The organism is Streptomyces kronopolitis (assembly GCF_014646275.1).
Lineage (GTDB): Bacteria > Actinomycetota > Actinomycetes > Streptomycetales > Streptomycetaceae > Streptomyces > Streptomyces kronopolitis.
Genome location: NZ_BMND01000004.1, coordinates 87,197 through 110,934, shown reverse-complemented (window position 1 = coordinate 110,934; position 23,738 = coordinate 87,197). Strand labels below are relative to the sequence as shown.

24 protein-coding genes and 1 riboswitch are annotated in these 23,738 nt (G+C 74.7%); of the genes, 14 read left to right on the top strand and 10 right to left on the bottom strand.

The genetic code is table 11. The annotated features are described in order from the left end of the window. Positions 1-71: 71 nt before the first annotated feature. The gene (locus IEY78_RS06660) at positions 72-1,091 is read right to left on the bottom strand and encodes a cation diffusion facilitator family transporter (RefSeq protein WP_189096642.1); all 1,020 of its coding nucleotides are present in this window, start codon (positions 1,089-1,091) and stop codon (positions 72-74) included. Positions 1,092-1,330: 239 nt separating this feature from the next. Here IEY78_RS06660 and IEY78_RS06655 point away from each other — a divergent pair, with 239 nt between their 5' ends. The 4 genes from IEY78_RS06655 to IEY78_RS06640 all read left to right on the top strand — a co-directional run bounded on the left by IEY78_RS06655 (position 1,331) and on the right by IEY78_RS06640 (position 4,327). Then, positions 1,331-1,600 carry a hypothetical protein gene (locus tag IEY78_RS06655; protein WP_229699746.1) on the top strand — a complete coding sequence of 90 codons (270 nt, stop codon included), beginning with the start codon at positions 1,331-1,333 and terminating at the stop codon, positions 1,598-1,600. 140 nt (positions 1,601-1,740) lie between these two features. Next, positions 1,741-3,069: a precorrin-6y C5,15-methyltransferase (decarboxylating) subunit CbiE gene (gene cbiE / locus IEY78_RS06650; RefSeq protein ID WP_189096641.1), complete on the top strand. Its 1,329-nt coding sequence runs from the start codon at positions 1,741-1,743 to the stop codon at positions 3,067-3,069. After that, positions 3,066-3,854, top strand: coding sequence for a precorrin-4 C(11)-methyltransferase (gene cobM, locus IEY78_RS06645; RefSeq protein ID WP_189096640.1), 789 nt, complete (start codon positions 3,066-3,068; stop codon positions 3,852-3,854). The genes cbiE and cobM overlap by 4 nt, the downstream gene beginning before the upstream one ends. 122 nt (positions 3,855-3,976) lie before the next feature. Continuing rightward, positions 3,977-4,327 carry a hypothetical protein gene (locus tag IEY78_RS06640; RefSeq protein WP_189096639.1) on the top strand — a complete coding sequence of 117 codons (351 nt, stop codon included), beginning with the start codon at positions 3,977-3,979 and terminating at the stop codon, positions 4,325-4,327. A gap of 21 nt (positions 4,328-4,348) precedes the next feature. On the opposite strand, the gene IEY78_RS06635 is transcribed toward IEY78_RS06640, so the two are convergent. Further along, complete coding sequence (locus IEY78_RS06635) at positions 4,349-5,557, bottom strand: cobalt-precorrin-5B (C(1))-methyltransferase (RefSeq protein ID WP_189096638.1); 1,209 nt, start codon at positions 5,555-5,557, stop codon at positions 4,349-4,351. 17 nt (positions 5,558-5,574) lie between these two features. Here IEY78_RS06635 and IEY78_RS06630 point away from each other — a divergent pair, with 17 nt between their 5' ends. From IEY78_RS06630 to IEY78_RS06615, 4 genes are all read left to right on the top strand, one after another. After that, on the top strand, positions 5,575-6,354 hold the full coding sequence (locus tag IEY78_RS06630) for a cobalt-precorrin-6A reductase (RefSeq protein WP_189096637.1): 780 nt from the start codon (positions 5,575-5,577) through the stop codon (positions 6,352-6,354). 170 nt (positions 6,355-6,524) lie between these two features. Next, entirely contained in the window at positions 6,525-7,076 is a 552-nt protein-coding gene (locus IEY78_RS06625) for a CchlQ (protein ID WP_189096636.1), read from the top strand. 193 nt (positions 7,077-7,269) lie between these two features. Beyond that, positions 7,270-7,482, top strand: a complete 213-nt coding sequence (locus tag IEY78_RS06620) for a type II toxin-antitoxin system HicA family toxin (protein WP_189096635.1) — start codon at positions 7,270-7,272, stop codon at positions 7,480-7,482. After that, positions 7,479-7,976, top strand: coding sequence for a type II toxin-antitoxin system HicB family antitoxin (locus IEY78_RS06615; protein WP_189096634.1), 498 nt, complete (start codon positions 7,479-7,481; stop codon positions 7,974-7,976). The genes IEY78_RS06620 and IEY78_RS06615 overlap by 4 nt, the downstream gene beginning before the upstream one ends. A gap of 20 nt (positions 7,977-7,996) precedes the next feature. Here IEY78_RS06615 and IEY78_RS06610 read toward each other — a convergent pair whose 3' ends face one another. From IEY78_RS06610 to cobG, 3 genes are read right to left on the bottom strand one after another with little or no spacing between them, the layout of a single operon-like run. After that, a complete protein-coding gene (locus tag IEY78_RS06610) occupies positions 7,997-9,544 on the bottom strand; it encodes a precorrin-2 C(20)-methyltransferase (RefSeq protein WP_189096633.1) in 1,548 nt (515 codons plus the stop codon). Then, positions 9,541-10,209, bottom strand: coding sequence for a precorrin-8X methylmutase (locus IEY78_RS06605; RefSeq protein ID WP_189096632.1), 669 nt, complete (start codon positions 10,207-10,209; stop codon positions 9,541-9,543). Before IEY78_RS06605 ends, IEY78_RS06610 begins: the two co-directional genes overlap by 4 nt. After that, positions 10,206-11,567, bottom strand: coding sequence for a precorrin-3B synthase (gene cobG, locus IEY78_RS06600; protein WP_373294074.1), 1,362 nt, complete (start codon positions 11,565-11,567; stop codon positions 10,206-10,208). Before cobG ends, IEY78_RS06605 begins: the two co-directional genes overlap by 4 nt. 140 nt (positions 11,568-11,707) lie before the next feature. Beyond that, positions 11,708-11,840: riboswitch (cobalamin riboswitch) on the top strand. 37 nt (positions 11,841-11,877) lie between these two features. Between cobG and cobN the strand changes: the two genes are divergently transcribed. Further along, positions 11,878-15,480, top strand: coding sequence for a cobaltochelatase subunit CobN (gene cobN, locus IEY78_RS06595; protein WP_189096630.1), 3,603 nt, complete (start codon positions 11,878-11,880; stop codon positions 15,478-15,480). Between the two features lie 88 nt (positions 15,481-15,568). On the opposite strand, the gene IEY78_RS06590 is transcribed toward cobN, so the two are convergent. Further along, positions 15,569-16,300 carry a DUF4097 family beta strand repeat-containing protein gene (locus tag IEY78_RS06590; RefSeq protein WP_189096629.1) on the bottom strand — a complete coding sequence of 244 codons (732 nt, stop codon included), beginning with the start codon at positions 16,298-16,300 and terminating at the stop codon, positions 15,569-15,571. 221 nt (positions 16,301-16,521) lie between these two features. Between IEY78_RS06590 and IEY78_RS06585 the strand changes: the two genes are divergently transcribed. After that, positions 16,522-16,794 carry a DUF1876 domain-containing protein gene (locus IEY78_RS06585; RefSeq protein WP_189096628.1) on the top strand — a complete coding sequence of 91 codons (273 nt, stop codon included), beginning with the start codon at positions 16,522-16,524 and terminating at the stop codon, positions 16,792-16,794. 68 nt (positions 16,795-16,862) lie between these two features. Here the strand turns inward: IEY78_RS06585 and IEY78_RS06580 are convergent, their stop codons facing one another. The 4 genes from IEY78_RS06580 to IEY78_RS06565 form a co-directional block, all read right to left on the bottom strand. Continuing rightward, complete coding sequence (locus IEY78_RS06580) at positions 16,863-18,188, bottom strand: LCP family protein (RefSeq protein ID WP_189096869.1); 1,326 nt, start codon at positions 18,186-18,188, stop codon at positions 16,863-16,865. 315 nt (positions 18,189-18,503) lie between these two features. Continuing rightward, positions 18,504-18,752, bottom strand: coding sequence for a hypothetical protein (locus tag IEY78_RS06575; protein ID WP_229699745.1), 249 nt, complete (start codon positions 18,750-18,752; stop codon positions 18,504-18,506). A gap of 142 nt (positions 18,753-18,894) precedes the next feature. Then, on the bottom strand, positions 18,895-19,860 hold the full coding sequence (locus IEY78_RS06570) for a M56 family metallopeptidase (RefSeq protein ID WP_189096627.1): 966 nt from the start codon (positions 19,858-19,860) through the stop codon (positions 18,895-18,897). A 3-nt stretch (positions 19,861-19,863) separates the two neighbouring features. Beyond that, positions 19,864-20,352: a BlaI/MecI/CopY family transcriptional regulator gene (locus IEY78_RS06565; RefSeq protein ID WP_189096626.1), complete on the bottom strand. Its 489-nt coding sequence runs from the start codon at positions 20,350-20,352 to the stop codon at positions 19,864-19,866. Positions 20,353-20,650: 298 nt separating this feature from the next. Here IEY78_RS06565 and IEY78_RS06560 point away from each other — a divergent pair, with 298 nt between their 5' ends. The 4 genes from IEY78_RS06560 (at position 20,651) to IEY78_RS06545 (ending at position 23,246) form a co-directional block, all read left to right on the top strand. Next, the gene (locus IEY78_RS06560) at positions 20,651-20,878 is read left to right on the top strand and encodes a hypothetical protein (protein WP_189096625.1); all 228 of its coding nucleotides are present in this window, start codon (positions 20,651-20,653) and stop codon (positions 20,876-20,878) included. After that, the gene (locus IEY78_RS06555) at positions 20,875-21,861 is read left to right on the top strand and encodes an acyl-CoA desaturase (protein WP_189096624.1); all 987 of its coding nucleotides are present in this window, start codon (positions 20,875-20,877) and stop codon (positions 21,859-21,861) included. Before IEY78_RS06560 ends, IEY78_RS06555 begins: the two co-directional genes overlap by 4 nt. Continuing rightward, the gene (locus IEY78_RS06550; protein WP_189096623.1) at positions 21,858-22,292 is read left to right on the top strand and encodes a DUF5994 family protein; all 435 of its coding nucleotides are present in this window, start codon (positions 21,858-21,860) and stop codon (positions 22,290-22,292) included. Before IEY78_RS06555 ends, IEY78_RS06550 begins: the two co-directional genes overlap by 4 nt. 387 nt (positions 22,293-22,679) lie before the next feature. After that, positions 22,680-23,246, top strand: a complete 567-nt coding sequence (locus IEY78_RS06545) for a DUF6344 domain-containing protein (protein WP_189096622.1) — start codon at positions 22,680-22,682, stop codon at positions 23,244-23,246. The last annotated feature ends 492 nt before the right edge of the window (positions 23,247-23,738 follow it).

Sequence of the window (23,738 nt, the reverse complement as noted above, 5' to 3'; positions counted from 1 at the left end):
GGCCCCCTCCCGGGCACGGGTTCACCCGAGTGAGGGGGCGGCAGCGGCGGAACGCCCGGCGGCGGCCGCCGTCAGTGCTCGTGCGGACCCGGCCGGTGCACCGGGCCGTGGGCGTCCGCGCAGTGCCCGGGCCCCTGGTCCGGCTCGGCGCCGGGCCGCGGGCCGAGCGTGAGGACGTCGTCGGGCGCGCCCTGTTCGCCGACGTGGTCGACCTGGAGGGTGGCATGGGCGATGCCGTACTCGCCGCTCAGCAGCTCCTGGAGGCTGCGGCGGACCTTGTGGCAGTCGCCGCCCGGCTCCACCAGGATGTGCGCGGACAGCGCCGGCTGCCCGGAGGTGATCTGCCAGATGTGCAGGTCGTGCACCTCGACGACCTGGTCCGCGGCGCACAGGTGATCGCCCAGCGCGTCCGGGTCGACCCCGGCCGGGGCGGCCTCCAGGAAGATCCGGCCGGACTCGCGCACCAGATTGATCCCGGCCCGCAGCATCAGCACCACGACCACCAGCGAGGCGATCGAGTCCGCCTGCCGGAAGCCGGTCGTCAGCACGATCAGACCGGAGACTGCGGTGGCGATGAACCCGAACAGGTCGTTGAGGATGTGCTGGTAGGCGCCCTCGACGTTCAGGCTGGAGCGGTTGGCCCGGGACAGCATCCAGGTGCAGAACAGATTGATCACGACCCCGGCCAGCGCGGTGACCAGCACCAGCCCGCCGGTCACCGCGGGCGGCGAGATCAGCCGCTGGATCGCCTCGTACCCCAGCCAGGCCGACAGCAGCAGCAGGGTGATGCCGTTGGCCTGCGCGGAGAGGATCTCGGCCCGCTTGAGGCCGTAGGTGTACCCGCCGCGGGCCGGGCGCGCGGCCAGCCGCATCGCGACCAGGGCGAGCACGATCGAGACCGCGTCGGTGAGCATGTGGGCGGCGTCCGCGATCAGCGCCAGGGACTGCGCCAGGACACCGATCACGACCTCGATGGCCAGGTATCCGGTCAGCAGGAAGAGGGCGCCGCGCAGCCAGCGCCGGTCGGTGTCCGCCGAGACACCGTGCGCATGGCTGTGGTCGTGCCCCTGGCTGTGGGCGTGCTCGGTCATGGACGCCTCCCTTCCGCTTCCTGTCGGTCCGGCTCCTGCTGGGAAGCAAACCGCACTTCGGCGAAAGATCCAAAGGCTGCACCGGTGACCGTTGTCATTACCGTCGAACGGCCGATCGTGCCTGGTCAGAGAGGTGTGGGGGCCGAAGCAGGGAGAGCGGGAAGCGGAAGCCGACCGCCCGGCCACCTCCGGCGTGGGCAACCGCCGCAGCCGGCCCGGCGCCGGTAGCATCCGGCGGCATGAGCGCTACGGGGGAGACCCGGCGGCCCGCGCCCGGCAGGGGCCAGATCATGGCGGTACTGGGCCTGCTCGCCGCCGTCGCCATCCTGTACACCCAGCCCGACGGCCTGCCCTTCTGGCTCGGCGCCCTGACCGGCGTCCTCGCCGTCCTCGGCCACCTGGCCTGCTTCGACGCCCCCCGCGGCCCCTGGCAATGGCTCCCCGCCCTCGTCGGCTTCTGCGCGGCCTTCCTGTTCACGGGGCAGTTCCTGCGGGCGTTGTTGAGCTGAGGGGCGGGCGGCGGGCGGACGGCCGCCCGGAGCCCGCCGGGGCTCCCCGCGGACCACCGCCCTCCGGCCGGTCAGTAGAGTTCGGCTCCCGTCCTTCCGGAACGGAAGACCGTTCCCTCCCGACCCCGAGGTACCCGGCAGTGAGTCCCGCACCGACCGAACCGGCCGCTCGTGAACCGCTGTGTGTCGTCGGGATCGGGGCCGACGGGTGGGACGGGCTGCCCGCCGCCTCCCGGGACGCGCTGGAGGCGGCGGAGGTGCTGATCGGCGGGGGCCGTCAGCTGGCGCTGCTGCCCGACGAGTGCGGCGGGGTGCGGGTGCCGTGGCCGTCGCCGCTGCGGCCCGCCGTCCCCGGGCTGCTGGACGCGTACGCCGGGCGCCGGGTGTGTGTGCTGGCCAGCGGGGATCCGATGTTCCACGGGATCGGGCGGACCCTGACCGAGGCGCTGGCGGAGCGGGCGGGCCGGGACGGCGCGGGCGGGCCGGGCCCCGGGCTGCGGATCCTGCCGCACCCCTCCTCCGTCTCCCACGCCTGCGCCCGCCTCGGCTGGCCGGTGGAGGACACCGAGGTCGTCACGCTCGTCGGGCGGCCCGCCGAGAACCTGGTCCGGGCGCTGTACGACGGCCGCCGGGTGCTGGTGCTGTCCGCGGGGGCCGGCACCCCCGCCGAGGTCGCCGCGCTGCTGCGCGCCCACGGCTTCGGACCGACCCGGGTGCGGGTGCTGGAGCAGCTCGGCGGTGCCCGCGAGCGGATCGCCGAGGGGGTGGCCGAGGGCTGGGACCTGCCGCCCGGCGACGCCCTCAACGTGCTCGCGCTCGACTGCGTCCACGCGCCCGGCACCCCGCACCTGTCCACCGTCCCCGGCCTGCCCGACGACGCTTACGCGCACGACGGCCAGCTGACCAAGCGTCATGTCCGGGCCGCCACCCTGGCCGCGCTGGCGCCCGCCCCCGGTGAACTCCTGTGGGACATCGGCTCCGGCTCCGGCTCCATCGCCGTCGAGTGGCTGCGCGCGCACCGCTCCTGCCGCGCCGTCGGCGTCGAGCGGGACCCGGTGCGCGCCGCGCGCATCGGCCGCAACGCCGGGGCGCTGGGCGTGCCCGGGCTGCGGGTGGTCACCGGCTCCGCGCCCGAGGCGCTGGCGGGGCTGCCGGTGCCGGACGCGGTGTTCATCGGCGGCGGGCTGACCGCCCCCGGCCTGCTGGACGCCTGCTGGGCGGCGCTGCCCGCGGGCGGCCGCCTCGTCGCCAACACGGTGACCCTGGAGTCCGAGGCGCTGCTCGCCGAGCGCTACCGCCGCCACGGCGGCGAACTGGTCCGGCTCGCGGTCTCCCACGCGGTGCCGGTCGGCGGCTTCACGGGTTGGCGGCAGGCGATGCCGGTCACCCAGTGGTCGGTGGTCAAGCCCGCAGCCGACGCCCCGGCCCCGATACCGTCCCCGTCCCCGCAGGAGAACCGACAGCCATGACCGTCCACTTCATCGGCGCGGGTCCCGGCGCCGCCGACCTGATCACCGTGCGCGGCGCCCGGACGCTGGAAGCCTGCGGGGTGTGCCTGTACGCCGGCAGCCTGGTGCCGCGGGAGCTGCTCGACGCGTGCCCGCCCGGCGCCCGGCTCATCGACACCGCGCAGCTGGACCTCGACACGATCACCGCCGAGATGGTCCGCGCCCACCGGGAGGGCCACGACGTCGCCCGGCTGCACTCCGGCGATCCGTCCGTCTTCAGCGCCGTCGCCGAGCAGATGCGCCGGCTGGACGCGGCCGGGGTGCCCTACGACGTGGTGCCGGGCGTGCCCGCGTTCGCCGCGGCGGCCGCCGCCCTCAAGCGCGAGCTGACCGTCCCCACCGTCGGCCAGACCGTCGTCCTCACCCGGGTCGCCCAGCGCGCCACGCCCATGCCCGAGGGCGAGGACCTCGCCACCCTCGGCCGCAGCGGCGCGCTGCTGGTCCTGCACCTGGCGGCGATGTACGTGGACCGGGTCGTCGCCGAACTCCTGCCGCACTACGGCGCCGACTGCCCGGCCGCCGTCGTCGCGATGGCCTCGCGCCCCGACGAACTGGTGCTGCGCGGCACCCTCGCCGACATCGCGTGCCAGGTGAAGGACGCGGGGGTGGTCCGCACGGCCGTCATCCTCGTCGGCCGCACCCTGGGCGCCGAGCAGTTCCGCGACAGCCACCTCTACTCGGCCGACCGCGAGCGCCCGCATGCGCCGTGCGCGGAGCCGGAGCCGGCGCCGACGGACACGCCGTGAGGCCGGGACCGTCCGGTGGGTGATCTCACCGCATCGGGGTGAATAGCCGTTTCCTGGCTCCCGGGGGCCGGTAAGGAAGCTGCGACATCCATAGGGGGGCCGAGCCAAAGGAGTACGCCACGATGCGTACCAGACTCGCCGCCGGCCTGGTCGGCGCCGCAACCGTGCTGACGCTCTTCGGCGGCCCCGTCGCCGCCGCGGACGGCAAGGACCACGCCACGCTGTCCTCGGACACCCCCCGGACGCACGACGCCTCGCCGTGGATGCACGACACCCCGTTCCGGACCTACGACTCCGCGGCCCGGTTCCGCGACCGCCGCAGCGACCGCCGGGTCGGGCGCACCGAGGCCCAGGGGCGCCACCGCAACAACCCGCTGCGGATGACGGCCTGCGCCCTGAGAACGGCCCTGGGCGCGCTCACCGGCAACGACGACGCCTGCGCGCAGCGGCTCAGCCGCGGCTACCGCACCTGATCGCCGGCGCGGGGACGCCCCTCACCCGAGGGGCGCTCCACGTCCGCTCTCCCCGGGGCCCCGCGGCTCCGCCCGGCCCACCACCATCCCCGCGCGGTCGATGCAGATGACATCGACCGCGACGGGCGCCCCGCGCAGCACGGCCAGCGACTCCTCGCGCGCCCGGGCCGCCACCAGATCGCCCAGCGGCACGCCCGCCGCGGCACACAACTGGAGTGCCGCCAGGCCCGTGTTGGCCTCCGCCACCGCCGCCGCCAGTGCCTCGTCGGCCCCGCCCCGCCGGGCCAGCTCCGCCAGGAAGCCCTTGTCGACCTGGGAGCGCGCGGAGTGCAGATCCAGGTGCCCGGCCGCCAGTTTGGACAGCTTGGCGAACCCGCCGCAGACGGTCAGCCGGTCCACCGGATGGCGCCGCAGGTACTTCAGCACCGCGCCCGCGAAGTCGCCCATGTCCAGCAGCGCGTCCTCGGGCAGGTGGTGCAGGGCGACGGCGACCTTCTCCGAGGTCGATCCCGTGCACCCGGCCACGTGCCGGCGCCCCGCGGCCCGCGCCACGTCCACCCCGCGCCGGATCGAGTCGATCCAGGCCGAGCAGGAGTACGGCACCACGATCCCGGTGGTGCCCAGGATCGACAGCCCGCCGAGGATGCCCAGCCGCGGGTTCCAGGTGCTGCGGGCGATCTCCTCCCCGTGGTCGACCGAGACCTCCACCTCGACGTCCGGCACCGCGCCCGCCCCCGCGCCGTACCGTTCCGCGACCCGGGTCAGATGCTCCCGGATCAGCTGCCGCGGCACGGGGTTGATCGCCGGCTCGCCGACGTCCAGCGGCAGCCCGGGCCGGGTCACCGTGCCGACGCCCGGCCCGGCCCGGAAGACGAGGCCCGCCCCGGCGGGCAGCGGCCGTACCGTGGCGCGCACCAGCGCGCCGTGCGTGACGTCCGGATCGTCGCCCGCGTCCTTGACCACGCCCGCCATCGCGGAGGACCGGCCCGCCGCCAGCTCCTCCACCGCCAGGGCGAAGGACGGCGTCTGCCCCTTCGGCAGCGTGATCGTCACCGGGTCGGGGAACTCGCCGCTCAGCAGCGCCGTGTACGCGGCCGTGCTCGCCGCCGTCGCACAGGCACCGGTCGTCCAGCCGTGCCGCAGCCCGGTGTGCGCGAGCTGCGCGCTGCGGCCCCCCGCGGCCCCGCCCGCGCCCTGCGGCCCCGTACCCTGCGGTTGCGCTTCAGCCACGGAGGAACCCACATCCCATGAACGACGCAGCCCGCCCGGTGCGCCATGTCCTGATTCTCGGCGGTACGACCGAGGCCCGCCGGCTGGCCGGCCTCCTGGCGGCCGACCCGTTCCTGCGGGTGACGAGCTCGCTCGCCGGCCGGGTCGCCGCGCCCCGGCTGCCCGCCGGGGAGGTGCGCATCGGCGGGTTCGGCGGCCCCGAGGGCCAGGCCCGCTGGCTGCGCGAGCACGCGGTGGACGCGCTCATCGACGCCACCCATCCTTTCGCCGACACGATCAGTCGCCATGCGGCCCTGGCCGCCGGCACCGCCCATGTTCCCCTGCTCGCCCTCCGCAGGCCCGGCTGGGTACCGGGACCCGGCGACCGCTGGCATGAGGTCACCTCCCTGGACGAGGCCGCCGCCGCTCTCCCGGCCCTCGGCAACCGCGTCTTCCTCACCACCGGCCGCATGGGTCTCGCCCACTTCGCCCACCTCACCGACCTCTGGTTCCTCGTCCGCTCCGTCGACGCCCCCGAACCTCCCTACCCGCCCCGGATGACGACCCTCCTGGACCGCGGCCCCTTCACACCGGAGGGCGAACGGGCCCTGCTGCGGGAGCACCGCATCGACGTCCTCGTCACGAAGGACAGCGGGGCGGCCGCCACCGCCGCCAAACTGACGGCGGCCCGCGAGGCGGCCCTGCCGGTGGTCGTCGTCCAGCGCCCGCCCGTCCCGGACGGCGTGCCGGTCGCGACGGATCCGGAGGAGGCCGCGGAGTGGCTCCGACGCCTTTTCGGCGGGGCCGGTTCGCGCTGAAGTGAGGGGTCTCGCGGGCCCGCTGCCGTCAAGGGCGGGGGCCGATGCGTTCCAACTCCGGCTGTCCTACGCTCACTTGTGGGGCAGGGCGCTCTTCCCGCGAGCTTCCTCGCACCTGTCAGGCTGTTGCTCATCGCCACTGTGAAGGTCGCCACCGCCAAGGGGGACGCATGGACTGGGGAACGCTTCTCGCGACGTTGAGCGGTGGGGTCATCGCGATCTCCGGGACCGTTCTCGCCGATCGTCTGCGCCATCGTCACGAGGGTGAACGCACCGGCGAGGCGCGGCGGCGGGCGGTGTACATCGAGTTCATCACGGCCGCCGGGGTGGGGCATGCGCGGTTGCGGCAGATCGCCCAGAGCCCGGAGGCGGAGGCCGATCCGGAGGCCGCCGCCCGCGCGGCGCTGAGTGACGCCGGGATCCGGGAAGTGCGCGAGCGGCTGTTCATTGACGCGACGACCGACATCGCCGGCGCCGGGCAGGCGATGTTCGAGCGGCTGCGCGTCCTGCAGCGCGTCGTCGGTGCGGGCGCCCGGCAGACCTCGCCCGCGTTCCACGACGCCTACCACCCGTATCTCGACGCCGTATGGGCCTACCGCGTCGCGGTGCGCGAGGAACTCGAAGGCACGTCCTTCGGCCCGGCGGCCTTCGGCTGGGAGGAGTGGGACGGCACGGACCGGTGCGCGGTCTGCCGCCGCGAGGCGGCGGCGGCCGGGGCCTGAGCGCCGGGCGGATTCGCGGCGGGTGCCGCGCCTCGCGCCTTCACCCGTTCGGACGCCTTCGTCGCGTCCCTGCCACTTCCCCTCGCGTCCGAGATGACGATGGGGCTCACCTCGGGGGGCGGGTCCTGTGTGCGGCAGGGAGGTGTCTACCTGGGCTTGACTTGATGTGTCTAGTGTCATTGGACTTACACTGATGAAGTACCGGGATCTGATCAAAAAGATCAGTGACGCGGCCAAGGCCCAAGGCGTCGCCTTCGACCTCGTCCGCCAGAAGGGCAGTCACCAAACCTGGGTGTGCGGCCACACCCGCGTCGTGATCCCCAAGCACACCGAAGTCAACGAACTCACCGGTCAGGGCATCTGCAAGACGCTCGAACCGGAACTCGGAGAAGGGTGGTGGCGATGACTTCCTACCGTGTCACGGCGCGCCGCGCGGGTGAGTGGTGGGCCCTGGAGGTCCCGGACCTGCCGGGGGTGTTCAGCCAGGCCAGGCGCCTCGACAAGGCGGATGAGGCGGCCCGCGAGGCCATCGCCGTCATGCTCGATGTCGAGACCGAGGACGTCGAGGTGAGGATCGAGCCGGTGCTGCCGCGGGAGGCGGTCCGGGCCATCAAGGCGGCGGAGAAGGCCGAGAGGGCTGCCGAGGACGCGCGGAAGGCCGCCCAGGAGGCGATGCAGCAGGCCGCGGCCACCCTGACCGAGTCGCTGAGCCAGCGGGACGCCGGTCGCGTCCTCGGGGTCTCGTTCCAGCGCGTATCGCAGCTTCTGCGGGCCCGGCCGGGCGCGTCGGCGCCGAAGACCGCGGTCAAGGCGACGAAGGCCGGACGGGCCCGTGCCGGTCACGACGAGCGTTCCGGTGGGCAGAAGCGCTTGCAGCGGGGCAGGGAACTGTCCGGATGACCCGTTAGCCCCTGCCGGTTTCAGTTCTCCGGGTACCTCCGGGGTGTCCAGACGGACTCCGTGCCGTCGTCGCGCCGGACCGCTTGGGTCTGGGAGGAGCCGACGATGAGGAGGGTGCGCATGTCGACCTGGTGGGGGTCGAGGTCGGTCAGGCGGACGGTGCGGACGGATTCCTCGGGGCCGCCGATGTCGCGGGCGAGGATGACCGGGGTGTCGGGGGCGCGGTGTTCCAGGAGGAGTTCGCGGGCCTTGCCGACCTGCCAGGTGCGGCTGCGGGAGCCGGGGTTGTAGAGGGCCAGGGCCAGGTCGGCGCCGGCGGCCGCGTGCAGGCGTTCGGCGATGACCTCCCAGGGCTTGAGGCGGTCGGAGAGGGAGATGACCGCGTAGTCGTGGCCGAGGGGGGCGCCGGCCCGGGCGGCGGCGGCGTTGGCGGCGGTGACGCCCGGCAGGACGCGGACCGGGATGGACCGGTACGGGTCCTGGGCGGCGACCTCCAGGACGGCGGTGGCCATAGCGAAGACGCCGGGGTCGCCGCCGGAGACCACGGCCACTCGGCGGCCGCGCCGGGCCAGGTCCAGGGCGAGTTCGGCGCGTTCGGACTCGACCTTGTTGTCGGAGCCGTGGCGGCGCTGGCCGGGGCGCTGCGGGACGCGGTCGAGGTAGGTGGTGTAGCCGACCAGGTCCTCGGCGGCGGCCAGGGCGCCGCGGGACTCGGGGGTCAGCCAGAGCGGGCCGGCCGGGCCGGTGCCGACGACGACGACCTCACCGGTGCCGGGCTCGGGGTCCGTCTCGGGGGCCGCGCTCGCGATGCGGCTGGGGACGACGGTGACGGCGAAGTACGGGACCGTCTCCGCGTCGATGTCGGCCAGTTTCTCGGTGCGTTCGCCGGACATCGTGGCGCGTTCGACGTAGTGGGCCTCCGGCAGGCGCCCGGCGCGTTCCATGGCGCGGCGCACGGTGGGGAAGGTGCGGCCGAGCTTCATGACGACGGCGGTGTCGGTCGCGGCCAGACGGGCGGTCAGCTCCTCCTCGGGCAGGGTGCCGGGGAGGATCGTCAGCACCTCGTCGGCCTCGGCGAGCGGCCGGCCCAGGCGGGCCGCGGCGGCGCTGATGGAGGTGACGCCGGGGATGACCTCGGTGCGGTAGCGGTCGGCCAGCCGCTTGTGCATGTGCTGGTAGGAGCCGTAGAAGAGCGGGTCGCCCTCGGAGATGACGGCGACCGTGCGGCCGGCGTCGAGGTGGGCGGCGAGGCGGGCCGCCGCGGACTCGTAGAACTCGTCCAGCGCGCCCCGGTAGCCGCCGGGGTGGTCGGTCGACTCGGTGGTGACCGGGTAGACCAGCGCCTCCTCGATGTGGTCGGCGCGCAGGTGCTCGGCGGCGATGGCGCGCGCGATGGAGCGTCCGTGCCGGGCGCTGTGATAGGCGATGACGTCGGCCGCGCCGATGACCTGTACGGCCCGCACGGTCATCAGGGACGGGTCGCCGGGGCCGAGCCCGACGCCGTAGAGACGGCCCGGGGCGGGCGGGGTGCCGTCGTTGCCGGGTGCCTGCTGCTCGCTCACGCTCACTCTTCCTCGCTCGCCAGGGCGTTGATCGCGGCCGCGGCCATGGCGCTGCCGCCGCGGCGTCCGCGCACCACCAGGTGGTCCAGCTTCGACGGGTGGGCGACCAACGCGTCCTTGGACTCCGCGGCGCCGATGAAGCCGACGGGTATGCCGAGGACGGCGGCGGGGCGGGGCGCCCCTTCCTCGATCATCTCCAGGAACCGGAAGAGGGCGGTGGGGGCGTTGCCGAACGCGACCACGGCGCCCTCCATCCGGTCGCGCCACAGCTCCAGGGCGGCGGCGCTGCGGGTCGTCCCCATCCGGGCGGCCAGGTCCCAGACGGCGGGGTCGGCGAGGGTGCACAGCACCTCGTTGTCCGCCGGCAGCCGCTTGCGGGTGACGCCGCTGGCGACCATGTTGGCGTCGCAGAGGATGGGCGCACCGGCGCGCAGCGCGGTGCGGGCGGCGGTCACCACGCCGGGGCTGAAGGCCAGGTCGCGTACCAGGTCGACCATGCCGCAGGCGTGGATCATGCGGACCGCGACCCGGCTGACGTCGGCGGGCAGAGCGCCGAGGTCCGCCTCGGCGCGGATGGTGGCGAAGGACTGGCGGTAGATCGCCGCACCGTCCTTCTCGTAGTCGAACGCGGTCACTGTGGCCTCGGGGTTGTCGGGTGCGGGCTGGCTCATGGGGTGCGGCTCGGGGCCGGCGGGGCGGGGTGCGGCGGGGGTGCCGGGGTGTCGTCGGGGGCGGCAGCGGGTCGGACGACCGACACCCGGTAGCCCTCCTCCGTCGCCAGCACGTCCACCCAGGCGCCGTGCGGGTGGCCGCAGCGGCGGGCGCAGCCGGACCAGTGGACGGGCAGGCCGTCGGCCGCTTCCCCGGCGGGGAGGCGGGCGCCGGCGGTGACGGCGGCCGCGGCGTCGGCGCGCACGTCGGTGAGGGACTTGGCGCAGCCGGGGCGGCCGGTGCAGGCGCCGAGGCGGTGCCAGGGGGAGTCCGGGTCGGTGATCAGGCCGGCCGCGGCCAGCGCGGAGAGGCGGGCGGCGGCCGCGCCGGCCGGCAGCCCGGGGAGGACGAGGCCGCGCCAGGGGGTCAGCCGCAGCGCGCCGCAGCCGTCGTCGGCGGCGACGGCGGTCAGCAGCCGCCACTGGGCGGAGGTCAGCCGGCCCAGCGGTGCCAGGACGCAGAGCGCCGCGGTGCCGTCGGGGCCGTCGACGATCCCGGGGGTCGCGGAGCGGGGGGAGGAGGGGGCGGCGGGCGTTGGTGGCTGTGCCAGATATGTGGCGGTGAGGCCGGTTTCGTGCAGCCGCGCCGCCACGTCGCGGGCCGTCAGCCGCTGTCCGTCGGGCAGTTCGCGGACCCGCCAGGCGCCGCTGCCGCTCGCCGCGGCGGCGGACAGAAAGGCCTCGGCGGCGGCGAGCGCGGCCCGCGGGGCGTCTGGGCCGGCGATCCGCAGCGCCGCCGGATCGTCGCCGACCCGCAGCAGCGCGGTGCCCGCGGCCCCGGCGGGCTCCCCGGTCCGGGCCGCTTCTGCGACCAAGCTCACATCGCCGCCGAGCCCCGCCAGCTCGCCCAGCCCGTCGTCCAGGACGAAGAGGAACCGCCCCGACAGCCCGGCCGCCGGCTCGCTCGCGCAGAGCAGTCCGTCCAGCTCACGGGCCCACCGGCGCACCTGGGCAGGGGCGTTGGCGGTCAGTCCGGCCAGCGGGGAGGCGAGGATGTTGCGGACGCGCTCATGGCGGGCGGAGGGCAGCAGTCCGGCGTCGCGCAGCAGGTCGGCCAGCTCGGCGCCGCAGCCCTCGGGCAGGCCGCGCAGCTCGGCGTTGCCGCGCGAGGTCAGGGAGAGGTGGCCGTCGCCCAGCCGGTCCGCGGCGTCGGCCAGGACGGTTGCCTGACGCACCGTCAAATCCCCGGCAGGCAGCCGCACTCGGGCGAGGTGCCCGTCGGCGGCGGAGTGCAGCCGCAGCGCCCCCGGGCAGGCGTCACCGCGGTCCCGCAGGGGCGGCTTCGCCCCTGGGGGGCGTATCGAGGGGGAGGGCGGCATGGCGGCGAGCATACCTACGACGGTGCGCGCCGGAACCGGCCCCGGACCCCCTCGCGGCCACCCCGGGGCGGCCGCCGCGAAGGCCCGCTTACCTCGCCCGGACGCAGCCCTTACCATTCAGGTCGGTGGGTCGGCTGATCCGCCGACGCCAGCGACGGCGTGGGGTCGTACGACCCCGGGGAGGAAGCCCGGTGCGAATCCGGCGCGGTCCCGCCACTGTGAACCCGGCAGGCGCCGGGTGAGTCAGGAACTCCCGCCGTCCCTACGACCCACCCGGGGCGCGGACACCCCGAGGAAGGCCTGCGCTCGCATGCTTCTGCTGCTGTCGACCTCCGACACCGACCTGCTCAGCGCCCGCGCGGCCGCGGGCCCGGTGCCGTACCGGCTCGCCAACCCCGCCCGCCTCGACGTCGCCGAGCTGCCGGCCCTGCTGGAGGGCGTGGACCTGGTCGTCGTGCGCCTCCTGGGCGGCATCCGCGCCTGGCAGGAGGGCCTGGACCTGCTGCTCGCCGAGGACCAGCACCGCCCCGTCGTCGTGCTCACCGGTGAACAGGCCCCCGACGCCCAGCTCATGGAGCAGTCCACGGTCCCGGTCGGCATCGCGGCCGAGGCGCACGCCTACCTCGCGCACGGCGGCCCCGCCAACCTCGACCAGCTCGCCCGCTTCCTCTTCGACACGGTGCTGCTGACCGGCCACGGCTTCGAGCCGCCGGCGCCCGCCCCGTCCTGGGGCCCGCTGGACTGGGAGGGGCGCAACGACAGCGGCCCGCTGATCGCGGTGCTCTACTACCGCGCCCACCACATGAGCGGCAACACCGGCTTCGTGCGGACCCTCTGCGAGCAGATCGAGGCCGCGGGCGGCCGGGCCCGGCCGCTCTTCGTCGCCTCCCTGCGCGCCCCCGAGCCGGAGCTGATCGAGGCCCTGGGGGCCGCCGACGCGCTGGTCACCACGGTCCTCGCGGCCGGCGGCAGCAAGCCCGCCGAGGCCTCGGCCGGCGGCGACGACGAGGCCTGGGACGCCGGGGCGCTGGCCGCGCTCGACGTGCCGATCCTCCAGGCCCTGTGCCTGACCGGGCCGCGCAGCGCCTGGGAGGAGAACGACGAGGGCCTCTCCCCGCTGGACGCCGCCTCGCAGATCGCCGTCCCCGAGTTCGACGGCCGGCTGATCACCGTCCCGTTCTCCTTCAAGGAGGTCGACGAGGACGGTCTGCCGGTGTACGCCGCCGACCCCGAGCGCGCCGCCCGGGTCGCCGGGATCGCCGTCCGCCATGCCCGGCTGCGGCACATCCCGGCCGCCGAGAAGCGCCTCGCGCTGGTGCTGTCCGCCTACCCGACCAAGCACTCCCGGATCGGCAACGCGGTCGGCCTGGACACCCCGGCCAGCGCCGTCGCCCTGCTGCGCCGGCTGCGGGCGGACGGCTACGACTTCGGCACCGAGGAGGTGCCCGGCCTGGAGTCCGGCGACGGCGACGAGCTGATCTACGCCCTGATCGAGGCCGGCGGCCACGACCAGGAGTGGCTCACCGAGGAGCAGCTCGCCCGCAACCCGGTCCGCATCCCCGCCGCCGACTACCGGCGCTGGTACGCCACCCTCCCGCAGGAGCTGCGCGACTCCGTCGAGGAGCACTGGGGCCCGCCGCCCGGCGAGATGTTCGTCGACCGCAGCCGCAACCCCGAGGGCGACATCGTGCTGGCCGCCCTGCGCCGCGGCAATCTGCTGATCCTCATCCAGCCGCCGCGCGGCTTCGGCGAGAACCCGATCGCGATCTACCACGACCCCGATCTGCCGCCCTCGCACCACTACTTGGCCGCCTACCGCTGGATCGCCGCCTCCGCGGACGACGGCGGCTTCGGCGCGGACGCCATGGTCCACCTGGGCAAGCACGGCAACCTGGAGTGGCTGCCCGGCAAGAACGCCGGCCTGTCCGCCGCCTGCGGCCCGGACGCCGCCCTCGGCGACCTCCCGCTGATCTACCCCTTCCTGGTCAACGACCCCGGCGAGGGCACCCAGGCCAAGCGCCGGGTGCACGCCACCCTCGTCGACCACCTCGTCCCGCCGATGGCGCGCGCCGAGTCCTACGGCGACATCGCGCGCCTGGAGCAGCTGCTCGACGAGTACGCGGCGATCTCCGCGATGGACCCGGCCAAGCTGCCCGCGATCCGCGCCCAGATCTGGACGCTGATCCAGGCCGCCAAGCTCGACCACGACCTGGGCCTGGAGGCCCGCCCGGACGACGACGGCTTCGACGACTTCCTGCTGCACGTCGACGGCTGGCTGTGCGAGGTCAAGGACGCCCAGATCCGCGACGGGCTGCACGTCCTGGGCGGCGCGCCGATTGGCGAGGCGCGCGTCAACCTCGTGCTGTCGATCCTGCGCGCCCGGCAGATCTGGGGCGGCAAGTCCGCGCTGCCCGGCCTGCGCGAGGCGCTCGGGCTGGACGAGTCCGCCGCGACCCGCACGAGCGCCGACGAGGCCGAGGCCACGGCCCGCGCGCTGGTGCAGGCGATGGAGGACGCGGACTGGGACCCGGCGGCGGTGGCCGGCATCGCCGCGGGCCACCCGTCCGCGGTCGCCGACATCCTCGACTTCGCCGCCCGCCAGGTCGTGCCGCGCCTGGCCGCCACCACCGACGAGATCGACCACGCGGTGCACGCGCTGAACGGCGGGTTCGTGCCGGCCGGCCCCTCCGGCTCCCCGCTGCGCGGCCTGGTCAACGTGCTGCCGACGGGCCGCAACTTCTACTCCGTCGACCCCAAGGCCGTCCCCTCCCGCCTCGCCTGGGAGACCGGCCAGGCCCTCGCCGACTCCCTGCTGGCGCGCTACCGCGACGACAACGGCGACTGGCCGCAGTCGGTCGGGCTGTCGCTGTGGGGCACCAGCGCGATGCGCACCAGCGGCGACGACGTGGCCGAGGCCCTCGCGCTGCTGGGCGTCCGCCCCGTCTGGGACGACGCCTCGCGCCGGGTCAACGGCCTGGAGCCGATCCCGCTCGCCGAGCTGGACCGCCCCCGCGTCGATGTCACGCTGCGCATCTCGGGCTTCTTCCGCGACGCCTTCCCGCACGTCATCGGCCTGCTCGACGACGCGGTGCGGCTGGTCGCCGGGCTGGACGAGCCCGCGGAGTCCAATTTCGTGCGCGCCCACGCCCAGGCCGACCTGGCCGCGCACGGCGACGAGCGGCGCGCCACCACCCGCATCTTCGGCTCCCGCCCGGGGACCTACGGCGCGGGCCTGCTCCAGCTGATCGACTCCCGCGACTGGCGCACCGACGCCGACCTCGCCGAGGTCTACACCGTCTGGGGCGGCTACGCCTACGGCCGGGGCCTGGAGGGGCGCCCGGCCCGGGAGGAGATGGAGACCGCCTACAAGCGCATCGCGGTCGCCGCCAAGAACACCGACACCCGCGAGCACGACATCGCGGACTCCGACGACTACTTCCAGTACCACGGCGGGATGGTCGCCACCGTCAAGGCGCTCAAGGGCAAGGCGCCCGAGGCCTACATCGGCGACTCGACCCGGCCCGAGACGGTCCGCACCCGCACCCTGGTCGAGGAGACCTCCCGGGTCTTCCGCGCCCGGGTGGTCAACCCCCGCTGGATCGAGGCGATGCGCCGCCACGGCTACAAGGGCGCCTTCGAACTCGCCGCCACCGTGGACTACTTGTTCGGCTACGACGCCACCACGGGCGTGGTCGCCGACTGGATGTACGACAAGCTCGCCCAGGCCTACGTCCTGGACCCGGAGAACCGCGCCTTCCTCCAGGAGGCCAACCCCTGGGCCCTGCACGGCATCGCCGAACGCCTCCTGGAGGCCGAGTCCCGCGGCATGTGGGAGAAGCCGGACGCCGAGACGCTGGCGGCGCTGCGGGAGGCGTTCCTGGAGACCGAGGGCGAGCTGGAGGGCGAGGACTGACCCGGGCGCGGACTGATCCGGGCGCGGGGCCGCCCCGGCCGGGGGGCCGGGGCGACTCCACGTCCCGGGCGGCTCAACAGCCTTGGCGTCAGGCGGACTTCGCGGTGATGTCCCCGTTGCTGGTGGACAGGTCCAGGCGGTAGCGCGCCGCCGGGTCCTGGCCGACACCGAGCCGCTTGTCGCCGTTGCTCGTCTCGGCCGACACGCGGTAGCGGGCCCTGGGCACCGTCACCGTGATGCTGCCGTTGGAGGTCTTCGCCCGGATGCTCTGGGCGGTGGCCGGGGTGAGGTCGATCTCCCCGTTGGAGGTCTCGGCCGCGATCCGCCGGCCGGACAGCCCGCGTCCGGTGATCGCGCCGTCGGAGGTGGTGGCGTCGACGGTGCCGGTGACGCCGGCCAGGTCGATGGCCCCGGAGCTGGTGGTCACCCGCACCGCGCCCACCCCGGACAGCTTCAGCGAGCCGTCCGAGGTCTCGCCGCTCACCGGGAGGCCCGCCGGTACCTCGACGGTGTAGTCCACCGAGCACTGCTCGCCGCAGCCGCCGAGCACCAGCACCCCGTCCTCGATCCGGTGGGTGGCGTGCCCGGGCCGGTGGCCGTAGTACGACACGGAGCGGTGCACCGAGACCGCGCCGCCGCGCTTTCCGCCGTGGACCGTGAGGCCGCCCGAGGTGTTGTCCAGCCGGATGGCGGTGATCTTCCTTGAGATCTCGGCGTCGTCCCGGAAGGTCGTGCCGGTCACCAGGTCGCAGGCGCTGAGGCCGCACATCCCGATGCCGGCCGCCGCGACGACGGCGAGGAAGCGAGTCCGCTGGTGCATGAGGTCCCCCGGAGACGATCGATGGTCGGTCCGGCGGGCCGCCGTGGTCCGCCGGGCGCCCGCCGAGGTGAGACTAGGGCGGTGCGAGACGGCCCCACCATGGGGAAAACCCCCTGATCGGGGGCGGGATCGCCCCAGGTGCGGCCGGTCCGGGCCGGTGCGAGGATTTGTGGGTGGGGGCGTTATATGTGCTGCTCGGGGCGCGTACGAGGAGGCTTCCGGTGACCGCCACGAAGACATGGAACACCGAGATCAGCATCGTCGAGGTCGACAGCGAGGTCAGGGCCGAGGCCAGGCTGCGGGGCAAGGACGGCGGGCAGCTGGTCGGCCAGGGGACGGCCCGCTGCAACCCCGCCGACGAGAACGTCCCGGACATCGGGGACGAGCTGGCCGTGGCCCGGGCGATGTCCGACCTCAGCCATCAGCTGATCCAGCGGGCCGCGCACGACATCGAGATGCACACGGCCCGCCCGGTGGAGCGGCTGCGCGTCTGACGCACGGCGCGCCGCCCACTGCGGTGCCCGCCGGACCCTGACCGCGGCCGGGGCCCGCCGGACACCCGCTACCCCTGTGCCCGGAAGTCCGGCCCGATCGTCAGCGTCACCGCGCCCGCCGCCGCGCCGGCCGACTCCGTGGCCTTCGTCCCCCCGAGCCGGGCGGCGAGCACCTCGCTCTGGGTCTTGAGCGCGGCCGGGTAGGTGACGGTGGTGCGGTCCGTGGAGGGGCCGTTGCCGGTGGCGATGACGGTGAAGCCGAGCCTGCGGAGCTGCTCTGCGGCGGAGGCGGCCCGGCCGGGGACGCCGGTGCCGTTGAGCACGCGGACCCGCACGGCGTGCGCGGTCACCGGGTTCTTGGCGGCCTCGGCCAGCTTCTTCTTGCCCGCGGCGCCGAGTTCCCGGTCGTGGGCGATGTCGCTGAACAGCTGGGCGGCCTGGGGGTATTGCCAGACGACGTTGGCCTTGTCGGTGGGGACGTCGGACTCGCGGTAGTAGTTGGGGACGGTCACGAAGGTGAGCCGGTCGGCGGGGATGTCCTTGACGGTCGCGGCCAGGTCGTAGAGCGGCTTGAGTCCGGCCAGGTCCTTGTCGGTGGTCAGGGACTTGGTGGCCGAGTCCAGGAAGTCGTAGAGCTCGCCGGGGCTGGTGAGCTTGGCCTGCGCCTTGGCGCCCAGGGCCTTCATGAACTCCTGCTGGCGGCCGATCCGGCCGAGGTCGGAGCCGTCGCCGACGCTGTAGCGGGTGCGGACGTAGCCGAGGGCCTTCTCGTCCTGGACGTTCTGGCAGCCGGCGTCCAGGTCCAGGTGGGCCTTCTTGTCGTGGATGGCGTGCTTGGGGCAGACCTCTATGCCGCCCAGGGCGTTGACCATGCCCTTGAAGCCCTGGAAGTCGACCGAGGTGAAGTGGTCGATGCGCAGCCCGGTGTTCTTCTCGACGGTCTTGATCGTGCAGGCCGCGGCCTTGCCGATGTCGCCGGAGTCCCCGCCGATCGAGAACGCTTCGTTGATCTTGAAGTGGTGCGGGGTGGACTGGGAGCCGTTGCCGCGGGTGCAGGCGGGGATCTGCACCCAGGAGTCCCGGGGGAAGGACACCGCGGTGGCCCACTTCCGATTGGCGGCGATGTGCACCACCATCAGCGTGTCCGACTGCATGGTGGTCAGGCCCTTGCCGTACTTGGCGTTGGCGCCGGCCCGGCTGTCGGAGCCGACGACCAGGATGTTCTTGGAGCCGGGGCTGAGGTTGACCGGCCGGGCGCCGTCCACGCCGATGTCCGCGCCGTGGATGTTGCCGTCCAGGTGCTGGTAGACCCAGGCCCCGACGCCGGCCGTGCAGAGCAGCAGCACACCGAGCGTGCCGCCGGTCCAGGCGACGATCCGGCCGCGGCGGGTCATCCGCACCTTGTCCGGCCGGCCCGCCTTCCGGGAGCCGCCGGCGGACCGGCCGCCGGAGCCGCCGGCCGGGTCGGCGGACCTGCGGCGCCCGGAGGCGCCGCCCCCGCGGGCGCCGCCGGGGCCGCGGGAGCCGTCACCGGCGGCAGGGGGCGTGCCGGTGGCGCCACCGGTGCCCCGCCGGGCCGTCTGCTGGTGCCTCTGCCTGTCATGCACGCCGGTGGCCCTTCTGGTCCTTCTGATGCTGTCGATGCGGGTGATGCCGTACGGGGGAGGGGGCGCTCGCGGTGGCCGGGCGGGCCGGCCGGGGGGAGTGGGTCACAGACCGGTGCTGGGCAGCAGCAGGATCGACTCTGGGTCGTAACGCAGCCACTGCGGGCACGCGCCGCCGGGCAGCGTCCGCAGCCGGCACCACAACTCGCCCGCCCCGTCCGTCCACCAGGCATTGATCCGGCCCAACGTCCATCCGCCGTCCGGGTATTGGACCTCCACCGGCTGATAGACCCATCGCACCTCCGCCTCTGGGGGCGGGCAGTCCCAGGTCAGGAGTCCGCACCTCGTTGCCATCTCCCCCTCCGGAAGCGCCTGTTGCGCAGTGCGCGCCACTGTACCGGGAAGTTCTACAGTCGTGTAGAAGGAGCCGGTCGTGGGGTGGCGCACGGCGCACCGCGCGGGAGCCGCCCGGTACGGGTCATGGGTCAGTGTGCACTCAGAGCGGCGTGGCCGCCTTCAGAACGACGAACAGCGCGACGGCCGCGTTGAGCGCGCAGAGCGCGGAGGCGGCGGTGCCCGCCGCGGCGACCAGGGCCGCCAGACCCGCCGGGGTCAGCGCCGGCGGCCACGGGCGGGCCGGCGGTACGGGCCCGAGCAGCGCCGCCACCCGCCGCGGTACCGGCCCCGGTTCGGGCCCGGCGAAGTGCGCCAGCTCCACCGGCGCCGCGGACCGCTGGATCAGCGCCGCCCGGCCCACCGCCCGGGCGGTCAGCCGCCGGTCGCCCACCACCCGCGCCGCCTCCTCGTCGGCCCAGCGCTCGGTGGCGAACGCGACGGCCGAACGCAGCGGCAGCAGCAGCGGGTTGACGCAGCCGGCCAGCCGCACGGCGAGCAGCGACCGGTGGTGACGGCAGGTCAGGTGCGCGTGCTCATGGGCGAACAGCGCGCGGACCTCGTCCTCGTCCAGGCGCTCCAGCATCCCGCGGGAGACCGCTATCCGGCCGGGCCTGGCGGGCCGTCCGGGCCGGGCGGGGGCGGCGGGCACGGCGTAGGCGTAGGGGGCGTCGTCCGGCAGCACCGCGGGGTCGGTGCCGGCCGGCAGCGCGTCCAGCGCGCGGTGGGTGCGGGCCCGGATGCGGTGGTGCCGGCGCAGCGTGGTGGCGCCCACCGTGAGCGCCGCGGCCAGCAGCGGGATCGCGGCGGCGCCGGCGACCTCGGCGAACGGGACCGCGGCCCGCACCTCCGGGTCCGACCAGCCGTCGGGCAGCGGGTTGCCGGGCAGCTGGGCGGTGCCGACCACCACCAGCAGCCCCAGGCAGAGCGTGCTGCACAGCCCGAGGACCGCGGCGAGCAGGGTCAGCAGCCGGGTGGTGGCCCGCGGATGGAGGTGCTGCTCGGCGAGCCGGGCGATCGGCAGGGCGGTGAGCGGCAGGACGAGCGGCAGGAACACGAAGACGCCCACCGGTCAGCCTCCGCGCGCTTCGTCCGTGCCGGAGTCCTCGTCCGCGGCGCGGTCCAGCAGGGCGCGCAGCAGCTGCTCGTCCTGGGCGGAGAGCGCGGAGACAAAGCTGGTCAGGACGGCGTCCCGGTCCGGTTCGCCGTCCAGGACGCGGCGCATCCGCAGGGCGGCGAGCCCGGCCTCGTCGGCCGCCGGGCTCCAGAGGTAGGCGCGGCCGGACCGCTCGCGGGTGACGGCCTGCTTGGCGTGCAGCCGGGACAGGATCGTCATCACGGTCGTGTAGGCGAGGTCGCCGCCGAGCCGTTCGCGGACCCAGCCGGCGCCGGCCGGCCCCGGCGCGCGGTGCAGCGCGGCCAGCACCTGGGCCTCCAGCTGGCCCTGCCCGCGGCGGCGGGTGTGCTCCGGCCCGCCGGCGCCGCACTCCTGCGCTTCCGGCGCGGCCCGGCCGGGCTTCCCCGCGCCGCCCGGCGGCCTCCCGAAGGGCTTCCCGCCCATGCCGTCGCCTCCCGTCACGCCGGGCGCCCCGCGGGCCGGGACGCCGCAGCATCCTACTGAGCGACGGCCTCCGGACGGGGCGGCCGCCCGCCCCGGAGCCCGCCGCCGGCGCTCCCCGCCGGCGCACGGGCGGGCGCATCCGGACCGGCCGGGAGGCGGGCCCTTACCCCGCGATAACCGCACAGAGCAGCACGTAGTCCCCCATATGGGGATGTACCTGGCCCACTCGGGGTACCGTGAAAGCACCGGAACACCGAGGAATGCCGAGGGTGACCGAGGTATGCGGTGAGGTGAGCACATGCAGACGCTGTGGACCGTGGTCGTGCTGCTGGCGCTGGTCGCGCTGGGCGCGCTGTTCCTGGCCCGGCTCAACGCACAGAACACCGGGCGGATGCCCCACCACCGGTACGCGGACTGGAGGGAGTCGCGGCGGCTGCGCAAGCGGCAGCAGGCCGAGGCCGCCGGGAGCGGACCGCACGTGGCCGGACCGCCGCCACCCTCCGGCAAGGCGGGAAGCGACCTGTGACCTCCGCGGCCCGCGACGTCCCGCCGGCGGGGGACTACGACGGGACCTCGCCGTTCCCCGACCGCGGCGCCCCGTCCCCGCCGACGAGTGGCCGCAGGATGTACGTCACGATCACCGCCATCATCGTCGTCGCCCCCTTCGTCGGACTGGCCGTCGCGATCCCCCTGCTGTGGGGCAGCGCCGTGCACCTCACCGACCTCGTACTGCTCGTGGTCTTCTACGTCATCAGCGGTCTGGGCGTCACCATCGGCTTCCACCGCGGCCTGACCCACGGCAGCTACACCGCCACCCCCGTGCTGCGGATCGCCCTGGCCGTGGCCGGCTCGCTCAGCTTCCAGGGCGATGTCATCGACTGGGTCGCCACCCACCGCCGCCACCACGCCTTCACCGACCGCCCCGGCGATCCGCACTCCCCCTACCGCTACGGCACCGGCCTGCGCGGTCAGCTGCGCGGACTGGTGCACTCGCACATCGGCTGGCTGTTCGGCGACGACCCCACCTCGCACCGCCGCTACGCGCCCGATCTGCTCGCCGACCCCGGCATCCGGGCGGTGGACCGGGCGTTCCCCGTGCTGTGCCTGCTCACCCTGGGGCTGCCCTTCGCGCTCGGCTGGGCGCTGGGCGGCTCCTGGGTCACCGCGCTCACCGCGCTGCTGTGGGCGGGGTTCATCCGGATCGCGCTGCTGCACCATGTGACCTGGAGCGTCAATTCGCTCTGCCATCTCATCGGTGAGCGGCCCTTCCGCACCCGCCGCCACGACCGGGCGACCAATCTGTGGCCGCTGGCCCTGCTGTCGTTCGGCGAGAGCTGGCACAACCTGCACCACGCCGACCCGACCTGCGCCCGGCACGGCGTCGACCGCGGGCAGGTCGATGTGTCCGCCGCCGTCATCCGGCTCTTCGAACGCCTCGGCTGGGTCCGGGACGTGCACTGGCCGGACCCGGCGCGGGTGGCGGCCCGCCGCATCGGGAGCACCGCATGACCGCCGTCGCCAAGGACCACCCGCACACCGACCCGCACCGGCACCACGCGCCCCCGCCCGTCGCCCGCCTGACCTTCGCCCCGCACACCGGCACGGCGCGGCGCATCGACGGCGTCTGGTGGCCGCACTCGGCCGACCTCCTGGCCGAACTCCCCGAGATGCTGACCGCGTTGCCCTTCGACTGGCCGCGGATCACCCACGCCACCGTGAACGGCAAGGCCTGGCCCGCGCTCCCGTCCCACATCCTCGTCGAGGGGCATGTGGTGCGCCTGCGCCGGACCGCCGGCCGCCCCGGGCCGGACACCGTCTGCCTGGTCTCGATGGGCCGGGGCCGCTGGGACCTGCTGATCATCCCGCCCGGCATCCCCGAGCCGACGGGCGTGCGCATGATGGCGCAGATGGCGCGCACGGGCGAGCTGACACCGGCCTGAGCCCGGCCCCGCCTCGCTCCTGGCCCGGATCCGGCCCGCGTCCGGCCATAACCCAGGTTCCCGTCCGGCGCACCCGCCGGCACCCCGCCCGGCGCCGCGGCGAGGCGGACGACCCGTCCGTGCCGGGCCCGCGACCTGCGATCCCCCGCCCCTGGACGGCCGCGGCTACTGCGTACGGGTGGTGTTCATCGGAAGAACGCCGATCCGGGGGCGTCGGTCCGTGAATCCTCCCATTGCGTACTCATCATAAGAAAACGCAACAGAAGCGACGCCATCCGAGCGGTGCACCCCCGGAAGCGGAGCGACTGGAGCGCCGCACCACCGGCACGAAGGAAGTAGACGCAACGGATCTCTCGGGGAGAGGTCCTCCACCGAAAGTGAGGGGCCATGGCTGCGACCAAGGTCATGAAGTTCTGGGCGGTGTGCCTTGCCGTGCTCGGCAGGCTGCTGGCATCACTGGGTGTCTCCGCGACCGCCTCGGCGGCGCGCCGGGACGCCGCACTGTACGAGCGGACGCCGGGCAAGGAGAGCGCGGGCGGCGAGGCCCCGGGCACCGGAGTTCCCGAGGCGGTGGGCCGCGGCGCGTCGGACCGGCCGGGAGCGGGGTCGCCCTCCGTGCCCGCGCCGCGCGGCGTACCGCTGTACGGCCAGGCCGGATCGGGGCGGCGCAGGTTCCCGCGGCCCGAGCTGCCGCCGACGATCAAGCAGCGCATCCTCGCCGAGGCGCACGGCACCTCACCCGGCATGCGCAGCCGACGCAGCTACACGGCCGATCCGCTGACCAGTGACGACGCCTGCGCCGACCAGGACGAGGCCGCCCCGGCCACCGCCGAACCGGCCGCCGCCGCGCCTGCCGATGCCCGCGCCGACGTCCGCACCGATGCCCACGCCGACGCACGCGGCGCGGTCATCCCGGCGGCCCGCAATCGCGCGCACACCGCCGGTGTCATCTGACCTCGGATTTCCGACGATTCGACGATTCGACGATTCGACGATTCGACGGTTCGGCAGTTCGGTTTGACGGCTCCGATGATGGTGACGGCTCGGTCGGTCCCGACGAGGGACGGACCGGAGACGGACCAGGCGCGTGACAGATCCGCGCCGAGGAGAGCGGTCACCGGCACGATCCACCGCACGCACACCGGTGGGCACCCCCGGAGCAGTTCCGGAGCGGAGACCCACCGGCCGGTCCGGCAGCGGATCCCGAGGCGCGCTCCCGTAGCGGGGCCGCACGACGGACCAGCAGCCCGACCGACACCCACGCAGATGAGGGAACTTACGCGGATACAGAGGCAGAACTGAGGTAGACGCAGACCCGGACAGTGAAGCAGAACTGACGTAGAGGCAGGCCTGGCACAGACACAGGCACGAACGCGGAAATGGACTTGGGTGCCGACGCGGGAGCCGTCGCAGACGTGTTCCACGTGAAACATCCGCAGAGGCCGA

What these genes read in the sequence shown, in the direction of transcription:
- IEY78_RS06640 (WP_189096639.1), top strand. Translation starts at nt 3,977, where the DNA reads ATGCGTACCAGACTCGCCGCCGGCCTGGTCGGCGCCGCAACCGTGCTG.
- IEY78_RS06660 (WP_189096642.1), bottom strand. Translation starts at nt 1,091, where the DNA reads ATGACCGAGCACGCCCACAGCCAGGGGCACGACCACAGCCATGCGCAC.
- IEY78_RS06620 (WP_189096635.1), top strand. Translation starts at nt 7,270, where the DNA reads ATGAAGTACCGGGATCTGATCAAAAAGATCAGTGACGCGGCCAAGGCC.
- IEY78_RS06630 (WP_189096637.1), top strand. Translation starts at nt 5,575, where the DNA reads ATGAACGACGCAGCCCGCCCGGTGCGCCATGTCCTGATTCTCGGCGGT.
- cobG (WP_373294074.1), bottom strand. Translation starts at nt 11,567, where the DNA reads ATGCCGCCCTCCCCCTCGATACGCCCCCCAGGGGCGAAGCCGCCCCTG.
- IEY78_RS06605 (WP_189096632.1), bottom strand. Translation starts at nt 10,209, where the DNA reads ATGAGCCAGCCCGCACCCGACAACCCCGAGGCCACAGTGACCGCGTTC.
- cobM (WP_189096640.1), top strand. Translation starts at nt 3,066, where the DNA reads ATGACCGTCCACTTCATCGGCGCGGGTCCCGGCGCCGCCGACCTGATC.
- IEY78_RS06615 (WP_189096634.1), top strand. Translation starts at nt 7,479, where the DNA reads ATGACTTCCTACCGTGTCACGGCGCGCCGCGCGGGTGAGTGGTGGGCC.
- IEY78_RS06560 (WP_189096625.1), top strand. Translation starts at nt 20,651, where the DNA reads ATGCAGACGCTGTGGACCGTGGTCGTGCTGCTGGCGCTGGTCGCGCTG.
- IEY78_RS06575 (WP_229699745.1), bottom strand. Translation starts at nt 18,752, where the DNA reads ATGGCAACGAGGTGCGGACTCCTGACCTGGGACTGCCCGCCCCCAGAG.
- IEY78_RS06550 (WP_189096623.1), top strand. Translation starts at nt 21,858, where the DNA reads ATGACCGCCGTCGCCAAGGACCACCCGCACACCGACCCGCACCGGCAC.
- IEY78_RS06625 (WP_189096636.1), top strand. Translation starts at nt 6,525, where the DNA reads ATGGACTGGGGAACGCTTCTCGCGACGTTGAGCGGTGGGGTCATCGCG.
- IEY78_RS06545 (WP_189096622.1), top strand. Translation starts at nt 22,680, where the DNA reads ATGGCTGCGACCAAGGTCATGAAGTTCTGGGCGGTGTGCCTTGCCGTG.
- cobN (WP_189096630.1), top strand. Translation starts at nt 11,878, where the DNA reads ATGCTTCTGCTGCTGTCGACCTCCGACACCGACCTGCTCAGCGCCCGC.
- IEY78_RS06565 (WP_189096626.1), bottom strand. Translation starts at nt 20,352, where the DNA reads ATGGGCGGGAAGCCCTTCGGGAGGCCGCCGGGCGGCGCGGGGAAGCCC.
- IEY78_RS06590 (WP_189096629.1), bottom strand. Translation starts at nt 16,300, where the DNA reads ATGCACCAGCGGACTCGCTTCCTCGCCGTCGTCGCGGCGGCCGGCATC.
- IEY78_RS06580 (WP_189096869.1), bottom strand. Translation starts at nt 18,188, where the DNA reads ATGACCCGCCGCGGCCGGATCGTCGCCTGGACCGGCGGCACGCTCGGT.
- IEY78_RS06655 (WP_229699746.1), top strand. Translation starts at nt 1,331, where the DNA reads ATGAGCGCTACGGGGGAGACCCGGCGGCCCGCGCCCGGCAGGGGCCAG.